This window comes from Bacillus sp. FSL R7-0685 (assembly GCF_038002425.1).
Lineage (GTDB): Bacteria > Bacillota > Bacilli > Bacillales > Bacillaceae > Bacillus > Bacillus subtilis.
This window is the reverse complement of the sequence record NZ_JBBOCN010000001.1, coordinates 1,135,482-1,154,573: the sequence shown is the minus strand read 5'-3', so window position 1 is coordinate 1,154,573 and position 19,092 is coordinate 1,135,482. Positions and strand designations below refer to the sequence as shown.

19 protein-coding genes, 2 pseudogenes and 1 riboswitch are annotated in these 19,092 nt (G+C 46.8%); of the genes and pseudogenes, 16 read left to right on the top strand and 5 right to left on the bottom strand.

All coding sequences use genetic code 11. The features are described from left to right. Nucleotides 1-35 precede the first annotated feature (35 nt). Genes MKY50_RS06010 through MKY50_RS06000 form a run of 3 tightly spaced genes read left to right on the top strand, consistent with a single transcriptional unit; the run spans nt 36 to nt 2,067 of the window. Entirely contained in the window at nt 36-572 is a 537-nt protein-coding gene (locus MKY50_RS06010) for an SdpA family antimicrobial peptide system protein (RefSeq protein WP_003245405.1), read from the top strand. Beyond that, on the top strand, nt 557-1,486 hold the full coding sequence (locus MKY50_RS06005) for a sporulation-delaying protein SdpB family protein (protein WP_003233028.1): 930 nt from the start codon (nt 557-559) through the stop codon (nt 1,484-1,486). The genes MKY50_RS06010 and MKY50_RS06005 overlap by 16 nt, the downstream gene beginning before the upstream one ends. After that, nucleotides 1,483-2,067 (top strand): sporulation delaying protein family toxin, encoded by a 585-nt coding sequence (locus MKY50_RS06000; protein ID WP_003244950.1) that lies wholly within the window; start codon nt 1,483-1,485, stop codon nt 2,065-2,067. The genes MKY50_RS06005 and MKY50_RS06000 overlap by 4 nt, the downstream gene beginning before the upstream one ends. 52 nt (nt 2,068-2,119) lie before the next feature. Here the strand turns inward: MKY50_RS06000 and MKY50_RS05995 are convergent. Beyond that, nucleotides 2,120-3,017 (bottom strand): annotated as a pseudogene (locus MKY50_RS05995) (CvfB family protein). 98 nt (nt 3,018-3,115) lie between these two features. On the opposite strand from MKY50_RS05995, the gene MKY50_RS05990 reads away from it, so the two are divergent. The 7 genes from MKY50_RS05990 to MKY50_RS05960 all read left to right on the top strand — a co-directional run bounded on the left by MKY50_RS05990 (nt 3,116) and on the right by MKY50_RS05960 (nt 10,382). Then, nucleotides 3,116-3,607, top strand: a complete 492-nt coding sequence (locus MKY50_RS05990) for a YajQ family cyclic di-GMP-binding protein (RefSeq protein ID WP_014479415.1) — start codon at nt 3,116-3,118, stop codon at nt 3,605-3,607. 106 nt (nt 3,608-3,713) lie between these two features. Beyond that, nucleotides 3,714-3,831: riboswitch (SAM riboswitch) on the top strand. Between the two features lie 89 nt (nt 3,832-3,920). Continuing rightward, nucleotides 3,921-5,759, top strand: a complete 1,839-nt coding sequence (locus tag MKY50_RS05985) for a bifunctional homocysteine S-methyltransferase/methylenetetrahydrofolate reductase (RefSeq protein WP_003245847.1) — start codon at nt 3,921-3,923, stop codon at nt 5,757-5,759. 90 nt (nt 5,760-5,849) lie between these two features. After that, nucleotides 5,850-6,299, top strand: a complete 450-nt coding sequence (locus tag MKY50_RS05980; protein ID WP_033883611.1) for a GNAT family N-acetyltransferase — start codon at nt 5,850-5,852, stop codon at nt 6,297-6,299. A gap of 5 nt (nt 6,300-6,304) precedes the next feature. Then, a complete protein-coding gene (locus MKY50_RS05975; RefSeq protein WP_341116315.1) occupies nt 6,305-7,153 on the top strand; it encodes a GNAT family N-acetyltransferase in 849 nt (282 codons plus the stop codon). A gap of 111 nt (nt 7,154-7,264) precedes the next feature. Next, complete coding sequence (locus MKY50_RS05970; protein WP_003233041.1) at nt 7,265-8,533, top strand: MFS transporter; 1,269 nt, start codon at nt 7,265-7,267, stop codon at nt 8,531-8,533. Between the two features lie 8 nt (nt 8,534-8,541). Beyond that, nucleotides 8,542-9,657 carry a mandelate racemase/muconate lactonizing enzyme family protein gene (locus MKY50_RS05965; RefSeq protein WP_341116313.1) on the top strand — a complete coding sequence of 372 codons (1,116 nt, stop codon included), beginning with the start codon at nt 8,542-8,544 and terminating at the stop codon, nt 9,655-9,657. A gap of 95 nt (nt 9,658-9,752) precedes the next feature. After that, complete coding sequence (locus MKY50_RS05960; protein WP_009966972.1) at nt 9,753-10,382, top strand: YitT family protein; 630 nt, start codon at nt 9,753-9,755, stop codon at nt 10,380-10,382. Nucleotides 10,383-10,426: 44 nt separating this feature from the next. Here the strand turns inward: MKY50_RS05960 and MKY50_RS05955 are convergent, their stop codons facing one another. Together MKY50_RS05955 and MKY50_RS05950 are read right to left on the bottom strand one after the other, a co-directional pair. After that, nucleotides 10,427-11,185: a phosphosulfolactate synthase gene (locus MKY50_RS05955; protein WP_086343688.1), complete on the bottom strand. Its 759-nt coding sequence runs from the start codon at nt 11,183-11,185 to the stop codon at nt 10,427-10,429. Beyond that, nucleotides 11,182-11,868, bottom strand: a complete 687-nt coding sequence (locus MKY50_RS05950; RefSeq protein WP_088325555.1) for a 2-phosphosulfolactate phosphatase — start codon at nt 11,866-11,868, stop codon at nt 11,182-11,184. The genes MKY50_RS05955 and MKY50_RS05950 overlap by 4 nt, the downstream gene beginning before the upstream one ends. 184 nt (nt 11,869-12,052) lie before the next feature. Here MKY50_RS05950 and MKY50_RS05945 point away from each other — a divergent pair, with 184 nt between their 5' ends. The 3 genes from MKY50_RS05945 to cysC all read left to right on the top strand — a co-directional run bounded on the left by MKY50_RS05945 (nt 12,053) and on the right by cysC (nt 14,641). Continuing rightward, nucleotides 12,053-12,763, top strand: a complete 711-nt coding sequence (locus tag MKY50_RS05945) for a phosphoadenylyl-sulfate reductase (protein ID WP_015252390.1) — start codon at nt 12,053-12,055, stop codon at nt 12,761-12,763. A gap of 112 nt (nt 12,764-12,875) precedes the next feature. Further along, the gene (gene sat / locus MKY50_RS05940) at nt 12,876-14,045 is read left to right on the top strand and encodes a sulfate adenylyltransferase (protein ID WP_015252391.1); all 1,170 of its coding nucleotides are present in this window, start codon (nt 12,876-12,878) and stop codon (nt 14,043-14,045) included. Beyond that, nucleotides 14,042-14,641 (top strand): adenylyl-sulfate kinase, encoded by a 600-nt coding sequence (cysC, locus tag MKY50_RS05935; protein WP_341116312.1) that lies wholly within the window; start codon nt 14,042-14,044, stop codon nt 14,639-14,641. Before sat ends, cysC begins: the two co-directional genes overlap by 4 nt. A 27-nt stretch (nt 14,642-14,668) precedes the next feature. Here the strand turns inward: cysC and MKY50_RS05930 are convergent, their stop codons facing one another. Then, nucleotides 14,669-15,475: an alpha/beta fold hydrolase gene (locus MKY50_RS05930; protein WP_003245141.1), complete on the bottom strand. Its 807-nt coding sequence runs from the start codon at nt 15,473-15,475 to the stop codon at nt 14,669-14,671. A 205-nt stretch (nt 15,476-15,680) separates the two neighbouring features. Here MKY50_RS05930 and MKY50_RS05925 point away from each other — a divergent pair, with 205 nt between their 5' ends. Then, a complete protein-coding gene (locus tag MKY50_RS05925; protein ID WP_326147452.1) occupies nt 15,681-16,319 on the top strand; it encodes a pentapeptide repeat-containing protein in 639 nt (212 codons plus the stop codon). Nucleotides 16,320-16,326: 7 nt separating this feature from the next. Here MKY50_RS05925 and MKY50_RS05920 read toward each other — a convergent pair whose 3' ends face one another. After that, complete coding sequence (locus MKY50_RS05920; RefSeq protein ID WP_341116310.1) at nt 16,327-17,781, bottom strand: aminotransferase-like domain-containing protein; 1,455 nt, start codon at nt 17,779-17,781, stop codon at nt 16,327-16,329. An 80-nt stretch (nt 17,782-17,861) separates the two neighbouring features. Here MKY50_RS05920 and MKY50_RS05915 point away from each other — a divergent pair. Both MKY50_RS05915 and MKY50_RS05910 read left to right on the top strand, forming a co-directional pair. Then, nucleotides 17,862-18,511: pseudogene (locus MKY50_RS05915) on the top strand (LysE family transporter). Between the two features lie 49 nt (nt 18,512-18,560). Then, on the top strand, nt 18,561-19,070 hold the full coding sequence (locus tag MKY50_RS05910) for a DinB family protein (RefSeq protein WP_029317591.1): 510 nt from the start codon (nt 18,561-18,563) through the stop codon (nt 19,068-19,070). Nucleotides 19,071-19,092: the final 22 nt, after the last annotated feature.

The following is a 19,092-nucleotide window of genomic DNA, read 5'->3' as shown; positions in this document are numbered from 1 at the left end:
TAAAAACGATTCTTCAGGTTAAAAGGAGCAGTCGAATGCAGAAATCGATATCATTTTTTGTCATTTTTTCAATCCTTTGGGGTTCGCTATTTCTGTTTTCTATTATTGGCAGCTTAGGGACAACCCCGATTCCGCTGACAAAGGACTCCAAATTTCTCATGTCCAGCATCCTCCCTCAGGGCTGGGGCTTTTTTAGCAAAAATCCGCGTGATACTGCAATCGGCTTATATGAGGCTGAAAATGCCAGCGCCAAGGTCAGATGGCCCAATATGAGGGCTGACAACCTATTTGGCCTGTATCGGTATGGGCGGTCACAAGGCGTTGAAATGGGCGTGATCTACAGCCAAGTCGGCAAGGAACAGTGGACAGCATGTAAAGAAAAGGACCTCGGCGCATGCAAAAGCAAAGCCAAAACCGTGCAATTAAAAACACCCGCTCCCCGCCCGCTGCTTTGTGGAAGCTACTATTTGACGAAAGAGGATATTGTTCCTTGGAGCTATTCTAAATACACCCCTTCGTCTTATCAGGTAAAAAGCATAGTCAAGGTTGTGATCTCATGCTCGAAAACATAAAACAGACCATCACCAGATGGGACGAAAGAAACCCGTGGACAAATGTATACGGCCTCGCGCGAAGCATCATTGCGCTATCCAGCCTGCTGACGCTGCTCATCAATCACCCGAGCCTCATTATGAAGCCAGCCAGCGGGATCAGCAGCTATCCAGCTTGTAAAATGAATCTCAGTCTCTTTTGCCTCGGCGAAAATAACTATATGATGTTAAATCTTTTCAGATGGGTCTGCATTGCCATTCTGGTGCTTGTTGTCATTGGCTGGCGCCCCAGAATCACCGGGGTTCTGCATTGGTATGTCAGTTACAGCCTGCAGTCATCGCTGATCGTCATCGACGGAGGCGAGCAGGCAGCAGCCGTCATGACCTTTTTACTGCTTCCCATCACGCTGACCGATCCGAGAAAATGGCATTGGAGTACGAGACCTATAGAGGGCAAAAGAACACTTGGAAAAATAACAGCTTTTATTTCTTATTTTGTGATCAGAATCCAAGTGGCGGTGCTTTATTTTCACTCTACCGTCGCTAAGCTGTCTCAGCAGGAATGGGTGGACGGAACGGCCGTCTATTATTTCGCCCAGGAAAAAACCATAGGCTTCAACGGCTTTTTTCAGGCGTTAACGAAGCCAATTGTAACAAGTCCGTTCGTGGTGATTCCGACATGGGGGACGCTGCTGGTTCAAATTGTCATCTTCGCGGCGCTGTTTGCGCCGAAGAAGCATTGGAGATTGATTTTGATCATCGCTGTTTTTATGCATGAGATTTTTGCAGTCATGCTGGGCCTCATCAGTTTTTCGATTATCATGGCCGGCATTTTGATATTGTATCTCACTCCTATCGATTCCACGATTCAATTTACATATATTCGCAGACTGTTGTGGAATAAAAAACACAAGAAGGGAGAGGTTTCAGTTTGAAGAAGGCGTTTCTAGTATTTTTGTCGGTTGTATTGGTGACGACTGTGTTTTTGGTGAAGCAGCAAGAAAGTGTGGCACAGGCAAAGCAGCTTGAGTATTCAGGTGAGGAAATTTTTAAAGGCTTTGTGTTTGCCCAAGGGGAAGTTGGCAAACAGCTTCCAGAGGTCTTTAATAAAGCGATGACAGACAAACTCAACACAAAACAGGCAAAGGCTTTTGCCAATCAGGTTGTCGCTGATATTAAAAAAGAGGATGCTGACTTTTTTGATAACCTGAAGAAAGCTGTTTACAGCAAAGATGCATTGAAAGTGGATGAACTGCTGAAAAAAGCAGGTCAAATCGTTGAAGAAAAAGTAGAAGCTGCAAAGGAAATCGCCGCTTCTAAGGATGATACATCCAGAGTTCAGGCCGAGCTTGTCAACACTGTTGATACCGCTAACTATTTCTATTATGTTTCTTATGTTGCTGCAGCAGGTGCCCTGATTCTGATCATTCTCGCCATTGATATTACGCCGATTGCGATTTCAGACAATGTGGATCGCGAAATGGCAATCAGAACACTGGTTGATGAATTAAACTAGACATAAAAAAACGGCTCGCTCCGCAGTCTGCTGCAGGCGAGCCGTTTTCATGCTATTTTTTCTCGTATGTCCATCCATTTTCCTGATACACTTTTCCGTTTTTCATCAAATGGCCCAGTGCGCGTTTAAAGGCGGCTTTGCTCATATTAAAACGTTCTCTGATATCGTCAGGCTGGCTTTTGTCACTGTACGGCATGGCACCGTTTCTCATTCTCATATACGTTAGAATGCACTCAGCATCAACTGACATTGCATCCTGTTTTCTCGGAAGCAGCGACAAGTTGACTGAACCGTCTTCTTTCACTTGAATCACCCGGCCTGTGACTCTTGAACCCAGTCTTGGCTCCTCTTTTCTTTCTGACGGGTGAATAAAACAGCGGATACCGTCATCCGTGATCACGAATGAACCCGATGCGATCAGCCTGTACACCGTACCTGTCAGCTCTTTATTCATCAGATCTTCTGAAGCGTCGGTAAACAGTTCGCTGATGATATCTTCCGGCGCTGGTTTCGCAAACATGCGCCCCCGGTTCGTCACCTTCAGCATACAGTAAAGTTTGTCCCCTTTTTGCGGCCAGACATCTTCGTACGGCGGCAAATGCTCAGTTGCGACTAGTGCGTCCTTCGATAAACCGACATCAACGAAAACGCCCATATCTTCCACTTTATCCACCACTTCAACCCAGCCATATTCATCCGCGCTGATGACCGGAATTTTCATCGTGGCCGCAAGCCTTTCCTGCTGGTCGACGTATATAAAGACTTCTACTTCGTCTCTGTCCTCGATATCCTCAGTCATTTCACTGTTATGTAAGAGAATCGTATCTTCCCCATCGGTTAAAAAGTAACCGAAGTCGGTTTGGTGATCTATACTCAAGGTTAATTGCTGCCCTGGTCTCATGCTATCGTCCTTCCTGTTCCGCTTATTCCTCTGCGGATTTTGTTAACATTTTTTCCAATCATCACAAATTGATTCTTTGTTCTGTTGGAAGTTTCTCTTTATTCTACTATAATCAACACATAAGTTAAATGTTATGGAGGTTTTCATATGGCTAAAGAAAGCTCATTTGATATTGTATCCAAGGTGGAATTGCCTGAAGTGCAAAACGCAATCCAAATTGCACTGAAGGAAATCAGTACCCGATATGACTTTAAAGGCAGCAAAAGCGACATTTCTTTAGATAAAGAGGAGCTCGTCCTCGTTTCCGATGACGAATTCAAATTAAGCCAGCTGAAAGATGTGCTGGTCAGCAAATTGATTAAACGAAACGTACCGACAAAAAACATTGAGTACGGCAAGGTTGAAAACGCGTCAGGCGGAACGGTACGCCAGCGTGCAAAGCTTGTTCAAGGCATTGACAAGGACAACGCAAAAAAAATCAATACGATCATCAAAAACTCCGGACTGAAAGTAAAGTCTCAGGTGCAGGATGATCAAGTGCGTGTCACCGGAAAAAACAAAGATGACCTGCAGCAGATTATCTCAGCTGTGCGGGGAGCAGATCTGCCAATTGACGTTCAATTTATAAATTTCAGATAAATTTTCTGATTCCTATTGATTATTGTCTTTATTTTCGGTAAATTTGGAGAAAGGGAAAAACGCCAGGTATCTTTTGGCACTTCCTGACACGAAAATTTCATATCCGTTCTTATCAAGAGAAGCAGAGGGACTGGCCCGACGAAGCTTCAGCAACCGGTGTAATGGCGATCAGCCATGACCAAGGTGCTAAATCCAGCAAGCTCGAACAGCTTGGAAGATAAGAAGAGACAAAATCACTGACAAAGTCTTCTTCTTAAGAGGACTTTTTTTATTTCTCTTTTTTCCTTGCTGATGTGAATAAAGGAGGCAGACAATGGGACTTTTAGAAGATTTGCAAAGACAGGTGTTAATCGGTGACGGCGCCATGGGGACGCTCCTCTACTCCTATGGCATTGACAGGTGTTTTGAGGAGCTCAATATTTCAAAGCCGGAGGAAATTCAGCGCATACATAAAGCGTACGTTGAAGCGGGAGCCAACATTATTCAAACGAATACGTACGGGGCCAACTATATTAAATTATCCAGACACGGGCTTGAGGATGACATCAAAAAAATGAATCAGGAGGCCGTAAAGATCGCGCGGGCTTCAGCAGGCGATGCATACGTGCTTGGAACGATGGGCGGCATACGCACATTTAATAAAAACGCATACAGTCTTGACGAAATTAAGCGCAGCTTCCGCGAGCAGCTGTATCTGCTGCTGCATGAAGAGCCGGATGGCTTGCTGTTAGAAACATATTATGATTTGGAAGAAGCCCGTGAAGTGCTGAAAATCGCGCGCAAAGAGACTGATCTTCCGATTATGCTCAATGTCTCCATGCACGAGCAAGGCGTATTGCAGGACGGAACGCCGCTTTCTGACGCATTGCGCTCGATTGCGGATCTCGGAGCTGATATTGTCGGCATTAACTGCCGCCTCGGCCCTTATCACATGATTGAAGCGCTAAGCGAAGTGCCGATTTTTGATGACGTATTCTTATCCGTTTATCCGAACAGCAGTCTTCCTTCGCTTGAAGAGGGACGGCTCGTCTATGAAACAGACGACACGTATTTTCAAAACAGCGCGTCAGAATTCCGTAAGCAAGGTGCGCGGATTATCGGCGGCTGCTGCGGCACAACGCCGAATCACATCAGGGCGATGGCGGAAGCGGTTGGCGGGCTGGCTCCGATTACGGAAAAAGAAGTCAAAACCCGGGCGAAAGAATTCATTTCTGTTCATCACGAGCGAACCGAGCCCGGCCTGGATGAGATCGCAGCGAAAAAACGCTCTATTATCGTAGAGCTGGACCCGCCGAAAAAACTAAGCTTTGACAAATTTCTGTCCGCTGCTGCTGAATTAAAAGAAGCGGGAATCGATGCCCTGACACTCGCCGACAATTCTTTGGCGACCCCGCGGATCAGCAATGTTGCCTGCGGCGCCCTTGTCAAGCAGCAGCTCGATATGCGTTCCCTTGTCCATATTACGTGCCGTGACCGTAACATTATCGGCTTACAGTCACATTTAATGGGCCTTGATACGTTAGGGCTGAATGACGTGCTTGCTATTACAGGTGACCCTTCTAAAATCGGGGATTTTCCTGGTGCGACGTCTGTATATGATTTAACATCTTTTGATTTAATCAGGCTGATCAAACAATTCAATGAAGGTCTGTCTCTGTCTGGAAAACCGCTCGGCAAGAAAACGAATTTCTCAGTTGCCGCCGCATTTAATCCTAACGTCCGCCATCTGGATAAAGCGGTAAAACGGCTTGAGAAAAAAATAGATTGCGGCGCAGATTATTTTGTTTCTCAGCCTGTCTATTCCGAGCAGCAGCTTGTCGATATCCATAACGAAACAAAACATCTGAAGACGCCGATCTATATCGGCATCATGCCGCTGACAAGCAGCCGGAATGCCGAATTCATCCATAATGAAATTCCCGGCATTAAGCTGTCTGATACGATTCGCGAAAAAATGGCCCATGCCGGTGAAGATAAAGAAAAGCAAAAGGCGGAAGGCCTTGCAATTGCACGCTCCCTGCTGGATACGGCATGCGAGCTGTTTAACGGCATCTACTTGATAACGCCTTTCCTCAGATCTGACTTAACCGCTGAGCTCACTTCATATATTCAGCAAAAAGATGAGCAGCGCCAAAATATCTTTTTGCATTAATCCCTTAAAAGACTGTCTGATCCAATCGGGCGGTCTTTTTCAACGGGATTCGTGTTACGATATAGAAAAACAGTCATGAGGAGGAACATTATGCTCGAAGTCAAAACCATTTCCGCGGAAGATACATATGAAATTCGGCACCGCATTCTGCGTCCCCATCAATCCATTGAACAATGCAAATATGAAGAGGATCATGCAAAAGGCTCCTTTCATCTCGGCGCGTTTTTTGAAGGAAAGCTGATCAGCATCGCTTCTTTTTCCCCGCAAATTCAGCCATTAATAACAGAATCCCCAGCATATCGGCTGAGAGGCATGGCAACGCTTGAAGGATATCGTGATCAAAAAGGCGGGAGCACGCTGATCAAACACGCGGAGCAGAAACTGGCAAAGAACGGCGTTCAGGCAGTCTGGTGCAATGCCAGAAGCCATGTGAAAGGCTACTATTCAAAGCTTGGCTGGGAAGAACTCGGTGAACCGTTTGAGATTCCCGGCATAGGCACACATATCATCATGTATAAAAAACTCGAAACAAGCAGGTGATCTGTATGAGGGTAATCGATGAGCTGATTAAGCTTCATGAAGAACATATCCCTAGTCTATTGCGGCTTTGCAGGCAAGCCGGGTGGCCGGATTACGGCGAACAAGAGCTGGCACTGCTTGTCCAGCAAGGACGCTTTTTCGGCTATCAAAATGTCAGCGGTGAGATTATTTCCTGCATCGGCTTGTTTTTGTTTGGCCGTCTTGCTTCTATCGGCCTCGTGATCGTGGACAAAGAATATCAACGGCTCGGTCTCGGCCGGCATATGGTAAACGCCTGTATCCCCCAAGCGGGTGAAAACACCGCCATCAGGCTTTGCGCCACAAAAGAAGGTTTGCCGCTTTATGAAAAAGCAGGTTTTCATACGGCAGGTTCAGTGCGAAAGTACAGCTGTCACAGTTTTCAACCTTATACAAAAAAGCTTGATGCTGAACTGACATCCTTTAGAGAACAAGACTTTCACGACTTAACCGCGGCGGATCTGGCTGCCTTTGGCGGAGATCGATCAAACCTTTTGCAGCAGCTTATTTCTGCTTCATGCGAATGTATCATCGCCCGAAATCAGGACGGACAGCTAATTGGCTACGGACTTTCTGTACAGACACCGGCCAATTTGAAATTCGGCCCTATCATCGCTCCATCATCAGATGTTGCAGCACAAATAATTAACAGGCTGGCGGCCGGCAAACAAGGGCCGATGCGAATCGATATACCGAGTGAACATACGTCTCTGCATAACAGCCTGATAGAAATGGGATTTCTTAAAGATGATGAACCTCCGCTTTTGTTCTATCAGAAAAAAGCGCCTATTCAAAATGGACACATATATGCTTTGATTTCACAGGCTCTCGGTTAACCCTCTTTTTTCCCGAACAGGTATCTTCTGTTCGGTTTTTTGCTGTCTGATCGCTGAATAAACGAAGCCATCAGGGACATTCTAAGCAGAAGAAAAGGAGTGTGCTCTGAGATGGAATCATCAAAACAAAATAACGGAATGACGATTGTAGCGATCGGTTCAATCCCTTTAATATTAACCCTAGGAAACTCGATGCTTATTCCGATTTTGCCAAAAATGAAATCTGAACTTCATTTATCACAATTTCAAGTCAGTCTCGTGATCACAGTATTTTCCTTGATTGCAGCATTTGCGATTCCGATTGTCGGTTATCTCGCAGACCGATTCTCAAGGAAAGTCATCATTATTCCCTGCTTAATTTTGTATGGTGCCGGCGGTTTGTTAGCCGGGTTTGCGGCAGGTTTTTTTGACAATGCCTATCCTTGGGTCATGGCAGGACGAGCGTTACAGGGAATCGGGGCAGCCGGAACCGGCCCAATTGCCATGGCACTGACGGGAGATCTGTTTAAAGGCGCCCAGGAGAGCAAGGTGCTCGGCCTTGTTGAAGCTTCAAACGGCATGGGGAAAGTGCTGTCGCCGATCATTGGCTCGCTGATCGCCCTGCTTGTCTGGTATGGTGCGTTTTTTGCCTTTCCTGTGTTTTGTATCATTTCGATCGTACTGACTTGGATTTTTATTAAAGAAAAGAAAAAGGAAAAAGAACCGCCACCAATCGGAAAATATGCAAAAGGGCTGTTAAGTGTCTTTAAACATGAAGGCAGATGGCTGTTTACCGCTTATTTAGCCGGTGCGACCTGTTTGTTTACTTTATTCGGCATCCTGTTTTATCTCTCAGATGTTCTTGAAAAAACATACGACACTGACGGCGTGAAAAAAGGCTTAATTTTAGCGATCCCGCTTTTGGTTATGTGTGTGACGTCCTATACAACAGGAAGCAAAATCGGGCAAAAGCAATCGTTAATGAAAAAGCTGATTGTACTTGGATTGGCGTTCATGACCGTATCCTACGCGGCACTGTCATTCATTGAAAATCTTGTCCTTTTTATCAGTGTTCTTGTACTGAGCAGTATAGGCTCAGGTCTTGTCCTTCCTTGTGTGAACAGTTTCATTACCGGGGCTGTCGGTAAAGAAAGACGGGGATTTGTCACCTCGCTGTACGGCTCTGTACGTTTCTTAGGGGTAGCGATCGGTCCTCCGATTTTCGGCCGCCTGATGCAATGGTCCAGACCCGGCATGTTTTTAAGCATCGCGGGATTGACTCTCGTTGTCGGGATTCTTGTGATGATGCTCATCCATGTGAAGCAAAACAATGAAGAAACAAAAGAAAAAGAAGACCCTAAAATGGCTGGCAATCGGCTCCAGCCCGCTGAGGAAAGGTAGCACCCAGTGTGAAAATTGTACGGATTGAAACCTTTCCGCTATTGCACCGATTAGAAAAGCCATACGGAGACGCCAACGGGTTTAAACGATATCGGACTTGTTATCTCATCAGGATTATCACCGAAAGCGGGATAGACGGCTGGGGAGAATGCGTTGATTGGCTCCCTGCTCTCCATGTCGGTTTTACGAAGCGGATCATCCCATTTCTATTAGGAAAACAGGCTGGCAGCCGCCTGTCATTAGTGCGCACGATTCAAAAATGGCACCAGCGGGCGGCCTCCGCTGTAAGCATGGCGCTGACAGAGATTGCAGCCAAAGCTGCGGATTGTTCGGTTTGCGAATTATGGGGCGGGCGATACAGAGAGGAGATTCCTGTGTACGCGTCTTTTCAATCGTACTCAGACTCCCCGCAATGGATCAGCCGCTCAGTCTCCAATGTTGAAGCCCAGTTGAAAAAAGGGTTTGAGCAAATCAAAGTCAAAATTGGCGGGACTTCATTCAAGGAGGATGTCCGGCACATCAATGCGCTGCAGCATACAGCAGGCAGCTCCATTACGATGATTCTGGACGCAAACCAAAGCTACGATGCCGCTGCGGCTTTTAAATGGGAGCGCTATTTCTCCGAATGGACGAACATTGGCTGGCTTGAGGAGCCTTTGCCCTTTGATCAGCCGCAGGATTACGCTATGATTCGAAGCCGTTTGTCTGTTCCTGTTGCCGGCGGAGAAAACATGAAAGGCCCGGCGCAATATGTGCCTCTCCTTTCACAGCGCTGTTTGGATATCATTCAGCCCGATGTCATGCATGTCAACGGAATTGATGAGTTTCGGGACTGCCTCCAGCTCGCGCGTTATTTCGGCGTCAGAGCATCCGCCCATGCATATGACGGATCGCTCTCACGGCTCTATGCTTTATTTGCACAAGCCTGTCTGCCCCCATGGTCTAAAATGAAGAACGATCACATTGAACCGATCGAGTGGGACGTCATGGAGAATCCTTTTACAGATCTCGTCAGCCTGCAGCCTTCAAAAGGAATGGCCCACATCCCGAAAGGAAAAGGCATTGGAACAGAGATCAATATGGAGATCGTCAATCGCTACAAGTGGGATGGCTCAGCATATTAAGCTGGGCCATTTCTTTATTTTGAGACATAAATCATGGACAGCCTCATAAAATGAAAACAGCGGACAAGTCTTTTCATAAAGGAGCAAATGACTTAATGGCTGAACTGCTGATGAAAGCAAAACTTACGTTTATGATTGTCGTAGGCGGCGTACTACAGGGACTCGGCATGTCCTTGTTTTTATTTCCGCATGATATTCCAACAGGCGGTGCAGCAGGTATTGCGGTGCTATTGCATTATCTGTTTCAAATCCCCCACGGATTTTCAGTGTGGGCTGTGAATGTATCAATGCTTTTTACCGCTTTAAAATGGCTGGAGATGAGAACATTCACCGGCACCCTCGCTTCTATCACCGTCACCTCTGTCTCGGTATTGATCTTTGATGCGGTTTTTCCGGATATCACATCTAATCTGTGGCTTGATCTGGCAAGCGGCGCAGTGTTATTGGGACTCGGCATCGGACTTTTATACAAATATAAAATTTCGAACGGAGGATTCGGAGCCCTTGCTCTGATGATTTCTATCTACCGCGGCGGGAATCCTGGAACGATCCTGCTCATCATGAATTGCATCATTTTTATGGTCACCGCGTCTATTATTGACTGGGGCATCGTCATTCAAGCCCTCATATGCCAGGTGATATCGACAAGAGTCATCGACTTCATCTACAACATCCGCCTGACCTCTCTTCCCTATCTCACGCCTATGTACCGCCATAAAAAATAATAGGCAGAGGCTCTCTTCACGACGAGAGCCCCGCAGCCGCTGTTTTACAGAAAAAAGGTATCGGATCTTAGCCCTAAACGCAGCGTTTCCAACGCGATGGCATCATGAAATGGAATATTGGCCAGATTCACATTCGGCCCGATTTTTTGAATAAACCCTTGCTGAAGCATTTTGTTAGGCGCTTCAAAAATCAGCCTGTTGATATCAATATCCGAGGAAATGATGTCGTCAACAATTTGAAACCTGACATCGCCGCTGCTGGAACAGATCCCTCCCGTTCCGCTTTCTCTGGCTTCTGTAATCACTTTTTCCGCGCCCGCTTCCATATCCTCAACGATATATTCAAGCCATTCCTCAGAGCTTTGCCGGCTTGCTAATTCCGCATCCTTGCTGCCCACCTCACTGAGCACAAGAAATTCATCAGAAAAATCAGCAATGTAAGCCGCTTTCTCTTTATTTGTCATCGGGAGCGTACCGTTTGAAATCTCAATATATTCACAGCCGAAATAGGTGCAGTACCGATGAAATTCATTCACTTTTTTCTGGCTTACGTACTTCTCAAACAGTGTGCCGCCAAAGAAAAATGTAATGTCATGTTCTTTCAGTGTGCTGATTTTTTCTTCAAGATCTTTCGTAAGTAATGAGGTGCCCCAGCCGAATTTCACAAAATCAATATAGTCGGACGCTCCAGCTATGACATCTTTGAAAAATTGCAAGGGATAGCCGTTATCAATTAAAATGGACTGCCCGGTTTCTCTCGGCTTGTTTGTTCTCACTGGCAATTCTAGTGAAAAATCATTCATATTATGACCCTCTCTATCGTTGGAACTTCTCCATCTTGTTTCACTTTCATCACAAAATCGCCCGTCAGTTCTTTTGTACAGTAAACGATGTCTTCCGAATCAAACAATGGCTGGCGGCTGTCAAAAAACTTCTCCGCAACAGAAGAGCCTTTTATTCTTTGAATCGCCTCCGCAGCCGTTACCGCATTTGTCCCTTCAATGATGCCTTTGATATACTCCGCACATGCCATATCGTCATCACCGGATGGATGGGAAGCCACTATGTTTATGACACAATCGTTTGCGGCGAGCTTTTTCACATGCTGTGCCGTTGTTTTGGCATTGGAAAATCCAGTTACGAACAGATGCTTTGCGTTCAGCGCCCCCAATGCTGCTGTGACGCCGTTTGTTGTTTTCTGGATCAGGCTTTTATCCGTCATATTCTGCCCAGCCATACGTTTTGGAGAATTATCTAAATCAAATCCGCTGATACCGACCCCCTTTTCCTCTCCCGTCAAAACATAATCCGGATAGGTGTCTTTCAGCGCAAAGGCTTCATCAGCTGTCCGGACCAACAAAATCTCTTTCGCCCCGCCGATAAACGCATAATGGGCGACCGTAAAGGCTCTGATGACATCAATGACGATGTTAATGTCCGCCGGGGCAAGCGAATGATGATGCCCCTGATAAATGGCAATCGGCATACTACCTCTCCTTGGGCATAAAACCATTTTGCTAAAAAGCATATTCAGCCGGGCTCTTAATGGTTCCGCACCTCATTTTAGGCGGGCGCGGCACCTAAAACCTGAACCTTTATGCAAAAAATGAATAGTCTGCCTATAACTCGATCAATAGATAAAAAAAGCAGATGCAAACGGGGGGAAAACATTGAACGAAACCATCACATATGACACTTGGAACGACATGCTGTCCAAACGGATAACGGATCAATTGATCGATGAGCTCGATGTGTTGAAATGGGCTTACCGAACGTACGGAGAAAAGATTGTGTACGCCTGCAGCTTTGGCGCAGAAGGAATGGTGCTTCTCGACTTAATATCAAAAATCAACAAAAATGCACACATCATCTTTTTGGATACCGGGCTTCATTTTCAGGAAACATATGAGCTGATCGAGACCGTCAAAGAGCGATATCCGGGATTTGCAATCCAGATGCTCGAACCCGAGCTGAGCTTAACAGAACAGGGGACGAAGTACGGCGGAGAGCTGTGGAAGCATAACCCGAACCTCTGCTGCCAATTGCGGAAAATCGAACCGCTCAAAAAGCACCTGTCCGGCATGACAGCTTGGATTTCAGGACTGCGCCGGGAGCAGTCACCAACGAGAAAGCATATTCAATACGTAAACCTGGACCAGAAGTTTGAGCTCATCAAAATTTGCCCGCTTATCCACTGGACATGGGATGACGTTTGGACGTACATCCGCCTGCACAATTTGCCTTATAACAAACTGCACGATCAACATTATCCGAGCATAGGCTGTGAAATGTGTACACTGCCTTCCCCGGACCCGAACGATGAGAGGGCTGGAAGATGGGCCGGACGGGAGAAAACAGAATGCGGCCTGCATCAAGAATAGCGGATGGCAGGTTCTTGATGTGAGAATCGAAATGATGTTAAGGCGCTGATGTCAAACTTTCATTAAGTGCAGAAAAGAAAACAAGGAAACGTATAAATGGAGGTTGAACACGTTGAATGGAAACGAACCCCACGGAGGGGTATTAATCAACCGCTGTGATCCCGCATGCCATTTTGAAGGGTGCGCGTGCCAAGCAGAGCTGGATCAGCTTGCACTGAGTGATCTGGAGCTTATTGCGATCGGCGGCTACAGCCCGTTAACAGGTTTTTTGGGAGAAAAAGATTATCATTCCGTTGTGAAAGAGATGAGGCTGGCAAACGGCTTGCCGTGGAGCCTGCCGATTACGCTGCCTGTCGGAGAAAAAACAGCAAGACAGCTGTCTGCCGGAGATCACGTCAAGCTTGTGAAAGACGGTGTTACCTACGGCATGATCACAGTCACCGATATATACCAGCCTGATAAAACACAAGAAGCACTGTCTGTTTTTAAAACAAACGATCCTGCCCACCCAGGCGTAAAAAAATTGCTGGCGCGCCCGGATTACTATATCGGAGGGCCTATCACGGTCAGCCGCCTGCCTGACAAATCTTTCAAACAGTTTTATGCAACGCCCGCAGAAACAAGAGCGGCCTTTCAAAAACTCGGCTGGAAAACGATTGTCGGCTTTCAAACCAGGAACCCTGTTCACAGAGCGCATGAATACATTCAAAAAACAGCGTTAGAAACGGTCGACGGTCTGCTGCTTCACCCACTTGTCGGAGAAACAAAGTCAGACGATATCCCCAGCGATATCAGAATGGAGAGCTACCAGGCTTTGCTTAATCACTATTATCCAAAGGATCGTGTCATGTTATCGGTTTTCCCTGCCGCCATGCGTTATGCAGGTCCGCGGGAAGCGATTTTCCATGCGCTCGTCCGAAAAAATTACGGCTGCACCCATTTTATTGTAGGCCGTGATCACGCGGGTGTCGGCAGCTACTATGGAACATACGACGCCCAAAATATTTTTCAATCATTCACAGAGGAAGAGCTGGGCATCAAGCCGCTGTTTTTTGAGCACAGCTTTTATTGCCGAAAATGCGGAAACATGGGCACCTCCAAAACATGTCCGCACAGCCCGAGAGACCACATCCACTTATCAGGCACAAAAGTGAGAGAGCTTCTCCGCCAAGGCAAAAAGCCGCCTAAAGAATTCAGCCGGCCTGAGGTCGCAGCCGTGCTGATCAAGGGACTTCACCAACAGCCTGTTGCCATCAAGCAAAACAGCGGGGAATTGCAATGACAAACAATCCGAACATCATTTGGCATCCCGCTGCCATCTCAAAGTCTGACAGACAGTCCTTAAACGGACACAAAAGCTGCGTCCTCTGGTTTACAGGTTTGTCCGGCTCCGGAAAATCGGTGCTGGCCAATGCAGTCGATGAAAAGCTTTACCGCAAGGGCATTCAGAGCTACGTGCTTGACGGTGATAATATCCGCCACGGCTTAAACAAAGATCTTGGATTTCAGACTGGTGACAGGATTGAAAACATCCGCCGGATCGGGGAAGTGGCGAAGCTGTTTGTCGACAGCGGGCAAATGATTTTAACGGCTTTTATTTCTCCATTCAGAGAGGATCGGGACATGGTTAGAGCGCTCTTTCCTAAAGGTGAGTTCTTCGAAATTTATGTGAAGTGCCCGCTGCATGTTTGTGAACAGCGCGATCCAAAAGGGCTTTATAAAAAAGCGCGAAACGGAGAGATCAAACATTTCACCGGGATCGATTCTCCGTATGAAGCGCCGCTTTCACCCGATTTCATCATTGAGTCTGACCAGACCTCTATTTCCGATGGAGCTGATTTCATCATTAACGCACTGCAAAACAGAGGAATTATATAAAAAACCCGATCAATGTCGGGTTTTTTCTTATGAGTTGGAGAACTGCGCAATCAAACTGTTGATCTTCTCTTTTTCCTCATAAAATGCTCCGTGCCCGCTGTTTGCAAACGGAACCAATTCCGACTGTTTGATGCCGCGCTTCAATTCTTTCGCAAAATCAAACGGCGCAATTCTATCCTTTCTCCCGTGCAGAATCAGCGTCGGCACCTTGATTGCAGCAAGTTCCTTTCTGAGATCTTCGTCTCTTAATGCGATGCCCGAGTGGATCGTCCCGTAGGAGGAGGCCTCCAGCATCAGATTGAGAAACCACTGTCTAAGCTCTGGAGACACTTTTTTCTCAAAAAACTGTTTCCCTAAATCAGCCAGTGTTTTGGGCCGATCAGCTTTGAACAATTCAATCATATCGTCAATATCCTGCTTCCTCATCCCGTACGGATAACCCGGGCGTTTTGTAAACGCGGGGGCCGCCGCAGACAGTAAAATCAGCTTATCAACATCGGCTCCTTCATGCCTTGCCATATAACGGATTGCAATGGCGCCGCCCATTGAAAAACCGGCAAGAATCGCATTCTCAAGCTGCAGCGTATAAATGACTGCTTTCACATCATCGGCCATCGTGTCATAATCGTAGCCTTCCCAAGGGCGGTCAGATTGCCCATATCCCCGTAAATCAACGCCGATAAAACGAAATCCCCTTTTCGGAAGCTCATTCATTTGATATTCAAACATCTTATGATTCAACGGCCACCCGTGCAAAAAGATGATCGGCCTTCCATGTCCGATATCCTCTACAAACAGTGTCACATGCTCCTCGGTTTTGATGTAATGCCCCATTCCGCATTCCTCCTGTTCCCTTTGGCTTTCCCGGCCTGTAAACGCCTTGACGTATAGGAAGCTTTCCATTTATGCTTACAAAACAAGCGGGCTGCTGTACCAAGAAAAGGCTCTTCACGATTTACTATATGTATCAATTTCCTTAACGATCTATTAAATTGAACCCGGAAGCCTCTGTTTTTCGGGCAGCAAAGGATGTCATCACATGAATAAAATCGCAATTCAAAAACCGAACATACCGGAAAACCTGCAAACCGCAGATTTTCATGATGCCGTGACGCAGGATGATGTAATCAGCATGCATTTGTTTGAAGATTGTACAATCTGCGGCGAAGATATCGAAAGACTCTGTGTGGAAAAAACGGTATTCAGAAATGTCGTCTTTATCGATGTGTCTTTTCGGCATATTGAACTGACCGATGTGATCTTTGAAAAATGTGATTTATCAAACGCCGATTTCAGCGGGGCTGTCATTCACAGAACTTCAGTTAAGCAGTCAAAAATGGTTGGAATGAATGTGGCGGAAGCAACGCTGCGAAATGTTTCATTCGAGGAATGCCACGGACATTTCAGCTCATTTTCGTACTCAAATATGAAACAAGTTCGATTTGACCACTGTGCTCTTATGCAAAGTGAATGCAGCAATACAATGCTCCAGCAGACACACTTTGACGGATGCGAATTGGAAGGCGCCAGCTTTACCGGCACGTCCCTTCAAAACATGGACATCAGCACGTGCCGTTTTGAACAGCTTCATGTCTCCCTCGACAAATTGAAAGGCTGCAAAATCGCACCTGAGCATGCGATTGCCTTCGCCAGGGCACTGGGAGCTGTCATCGTATAACCAAAGCCTAGGACATCATCAGGCGGCGTGCTGTTTCAGCTGCCGCTTTAATGCCAGTTTCCAAATCTCCAAGAGATGCATAGGAATATGACAGCCTGATGCTGTTTCGGTCTTCACCGTCATAAATGTAGCCGGGATTCACAAGCACCTGCCGTTTCAGCAATCCATAAAAGAAACGGCTGACAGGCAGGTTTTTGTGAAATGTCACCCAAATATAAAAGCCGCCTGCGGGAATCCGCCACGTGGCAATGTCCCCGGCATACCGCTCGAGAAAATGAACGGCGGCGTCTCTCCTTTCTTTAAGCTTCCTGCGTACCCAAGTCAGATGCTCTTCATAATACCCCTGTGACAGCCACTCGGCAGCCGCCCACTGGGACAGGCCGCTTGATCCGTAGTCTGTCTGCATTTTAATGTCCGCCAGCCTTTCAATAACCGGCTCCGGACCGGCAAGCCAGCCGATTCGCAGACCGGGGCTAACCGTTTTTGAAAACGTGCCCAGATACAGAATATTGCCCTCATGATCCATTGCTTTCAACGGCTGCGGAGGTTTTTCTTCAAACCATAAATCACCGTACGCATCATCCTCAATGATGGGCAGCTGCTCTTTTTTTGACAGGCTGATGATCTCTTTCCTTCGCTGCTCTGACATGACTGTGCCTGTCGGATTATGAAACGACGGAATCGTGTAAAGCAGCTGTCCTCCATATTGTTTTCGATTAGAAGAAACAAGCCCCGCTTTGACCCCTTCATCATCCATCGGCAAGCCGCGAAGCCGCATCCCCGCTGATTGAAACACATGCAAGGATTGAAGGTAGGACGGCTTCTCCGTCAAAATGACAGAATCTCGTTTTAAAAGTCCAATTGAGATGAGCTGAAGTGCCTGAAGTGCACCGGACACAATTAAAATTGCAGACGGTGACACATGAATCTTCTTTCCTTTTAAATGGTCGGCCACTGCCTCCCTCAGCTGACGGTTTCCTTTCGGCTGCTCGTATCCTAAAGACAGGGCACGCGAATTGATTTGCTGAAACATCCGGCCCATTGTGTCAACAGGCAGCAGATCCGGTGAAAGTTCTCCTGTGCCTAATCTGATGATATCCGCTCTTGGTTCGTTCTGATTAATAGCCTGAATGATGGCAGAGTTAGGGCGATGAATGCCCGAACGGACGTAATCGCTCCAATCAAGCGGAGGCTCAGCCGCCAGCACGCTCCAAGTACTGTTTACAACCTTTGTACCGCCGCCTCTTCTTCCCTCTAACAAGCCTTGAGACGTGAGTTCATCTATGGCTGCTGTGACTGTGCTGCGGTTGACCTGAAACATGCCGGCCAGCGTTCTCTGTGAAGGGATTTTCGTCCCTACAGCCCACTCTCCGTGAAGAATCTTGTCTTTCATATATTGTTCGATCTGCCGATGCAGCGGAACATCTGACTTTCGGCTTGGCTTCCATTGCGACAAGGTCATGCCCCCCTTTTTTCACATTATACATTTGGCTGGCTCCATACCCAACCAAATGGCTGGAGACTTTGGTAAACTTCTCTTTTATGATTGAAAAAAAGATGTGAAAGGAGCTTTTTTCAGCATGAATGCAATCATTCACGGAATTGTGCTCGCGTTTGGCTTAATTTTGCCGCTGGGTGTGCAGAATGTGTTTATTTTTCAGCAAGGCGCGTGGCAAAAGCAAGTTTGGCGAGCACTCCCCGCCGTCATCAGTGCTTCAGTCTGCGACACCCTGCTCATTGTATTAGCCATTGCAGGCGTATCTGTCATTGTGCAGCAGCTGCCCATGTTTAAGGCAGCAATGATGGCTGGCGGATTTTTATTTTTGCTTTATATGGGATGGGTGACTTGGAACAGCCGTCCAAAGACAAGCCAAGATGAGAAACATGCGTTTACAGCAAAAAAGCAAGCCGTGTTTGCGGCCGCTGTTTCTCTTTTAAACCCGCATGCCATTCTGGACACGATCGGCGTCATTGGCACGAGCTCTCTTCAATATTCGGGGCTTGAGAAATGGCTCTTTATGGCCGCCTGCATCGCTGTGTCTTGGATTTGGTTTATCAGCCTTGCGATAGCGGGCCGGCTGTTTCAGACGATAGATACGAGCGGCAGGCTAATGGTGATCGTAAACAAATGCTCTGCAGCGGTAATGTGGGCAGCGGCAGGATATTTTGGGGTGTCACTCTTTTGCAATTGAAGGAGAAACAAATGAAAAAAACGAATTTCTTAGAAAAGGGGGCATACTGATGACTGATGCAAAACAGTTTTATGACTATCATTCTTGGGCAAACAAGAAAATATTTACCCATATCGAAAACCTGCCGGAGGAAACTGCCTATCAAGAAGTAAAGAGCGTATTTCCTTCTGTCAGCGACGTGCTGCTTCATATGTGCAGGGCTGACTACATTTGGCTGAATGTTCTTTCGGGAGTGGCCTACCAAGAGATTATAGACAGCGCAGGCAAATTAGAGTCCGCGCAAGGTAATATGGCAGCGATTAAACAGCACGCTGCCGAGCTGGAGTCACAGTATCATGATTTCTTCAGCCGCCAGACGGACTTAGAACAGACCTTCACAATGCAGCATCCGAAACTAGGTACACTGGAATCAACCTATGCAGACACCATCCTGCATGTCGTCAATCACGGCACTTACCACAGAGGAAACGTAACCGCCATGCTGAGACAGCTGGGCCATTCTGGCGCACCTACTGATTATATGTACTATTTATATGAGAAAAGAGAAAGCAAGGGCTAAAAATGTCCTTGCTTTTTTTTGC

Bases quoted from the DNA above. Each gene is read 5' to 3' on its own strand.
- MKY50_RS06010 (WP_003245405.1), top strand. From the start codon at position 36: ATGCAGAAATCGATATCATTTTTTGTCATTTTTTCAATCCTTTGGGGT.
- MKY50_RS06005 (WP_003233028.1), top strand. From the start codon at position 557: ATGCTCGAAAACATAAAACAGACCATCACCAGATGGGACGAAAGAAAC.
- MKY50_RS05990 (WP_014479415.1), top strand. From the start codon at position 3,116: ATGGCTAAAGAAAGCTCATTTGATATTGTATCCAAGGTGGAATTGCCT.
- MKY50_RS05985 (WP_003245847.1), top strand. From the start codon at position 3,921: ATGGGACTTTTAGAAGATTTGCAAAGACAGGTGTTAATCGGTGACGGC.
- MKY50_RS05980 (WP_033883611.1), top strand. From the start codon at position 5,850: ATGCTCGAAGTCAAAACCATTTCCGCGGAAGATACATATGAAATTCGG.
- MKY50_RS05975 (WP_341116315.1), top strand. From the start codon at position 6,305: ATGAGGGTAATCGATGAGCTGATTAAGCTTCATGAAGAACATATCCCT.
- MKY50_RS05970 (WP_003233041.1), top strand. From the start codon at position 7,265: ATGGAATCATCAAAACAAAATAACGGAATGACGATTGTAGCGATCGGT.
- MKY50_RS05960 (WP_009966972.1), top strand. From the start codon at position 9,753: ATGGCTGAACTGCTGATGAAAGCAAAACTTACGTTTATGATTGTCGTA.
- MKY50_RS05955 (WP_086343688.1), bottom strand. From the start codon at position 11,185: ATGAATGATTTTTCACTAGAATTGCCAGTGAGAACAAACAAGCCGAGA.
- MKY50_RS05950 (WP_088325555.1), bottom strand. From the start codon at position 11,868: ATGCCGATTGCCATTTATCAGGGGCATCATCATTCGCTTGCCCCGGCG.
- cysC (WP_341116312.1), top strand. From the start codon at position 14,042: ATGACAAACAATCCGAACATCATTTGGCATCCCGCTGCCATCTCAAAG.
- MKY50_RS05930 (WP_003245141.1), bottom strand. From the start codon at position 15,475: ATGGGGCATTACATCAAAACCGAGGAGCATGTGACACTGTTTGTAGAG.
- MKY50_RS05925 (WP_326147452.1), top strand. From the start codon at position 15,681: ATGAATAAAATCGCAATTCAAAAACCGAACATACCGGAAAACCTGCAA.
- MKY50_RS05920 (WP_341116310.1), bottom strand. From the start codon at position 17,781: ATGACCTTGTCGCAATGGAAGCCAAGCCGAAAGTCAGATGTTCCGCTG.
- MKY50_RS05910 (WP_029317591.1), top strand. From the start codon at position 18,561: ATGACTGATGCAAAACAGTTTTATGACTATCATTCTTGGGCAAACAAG.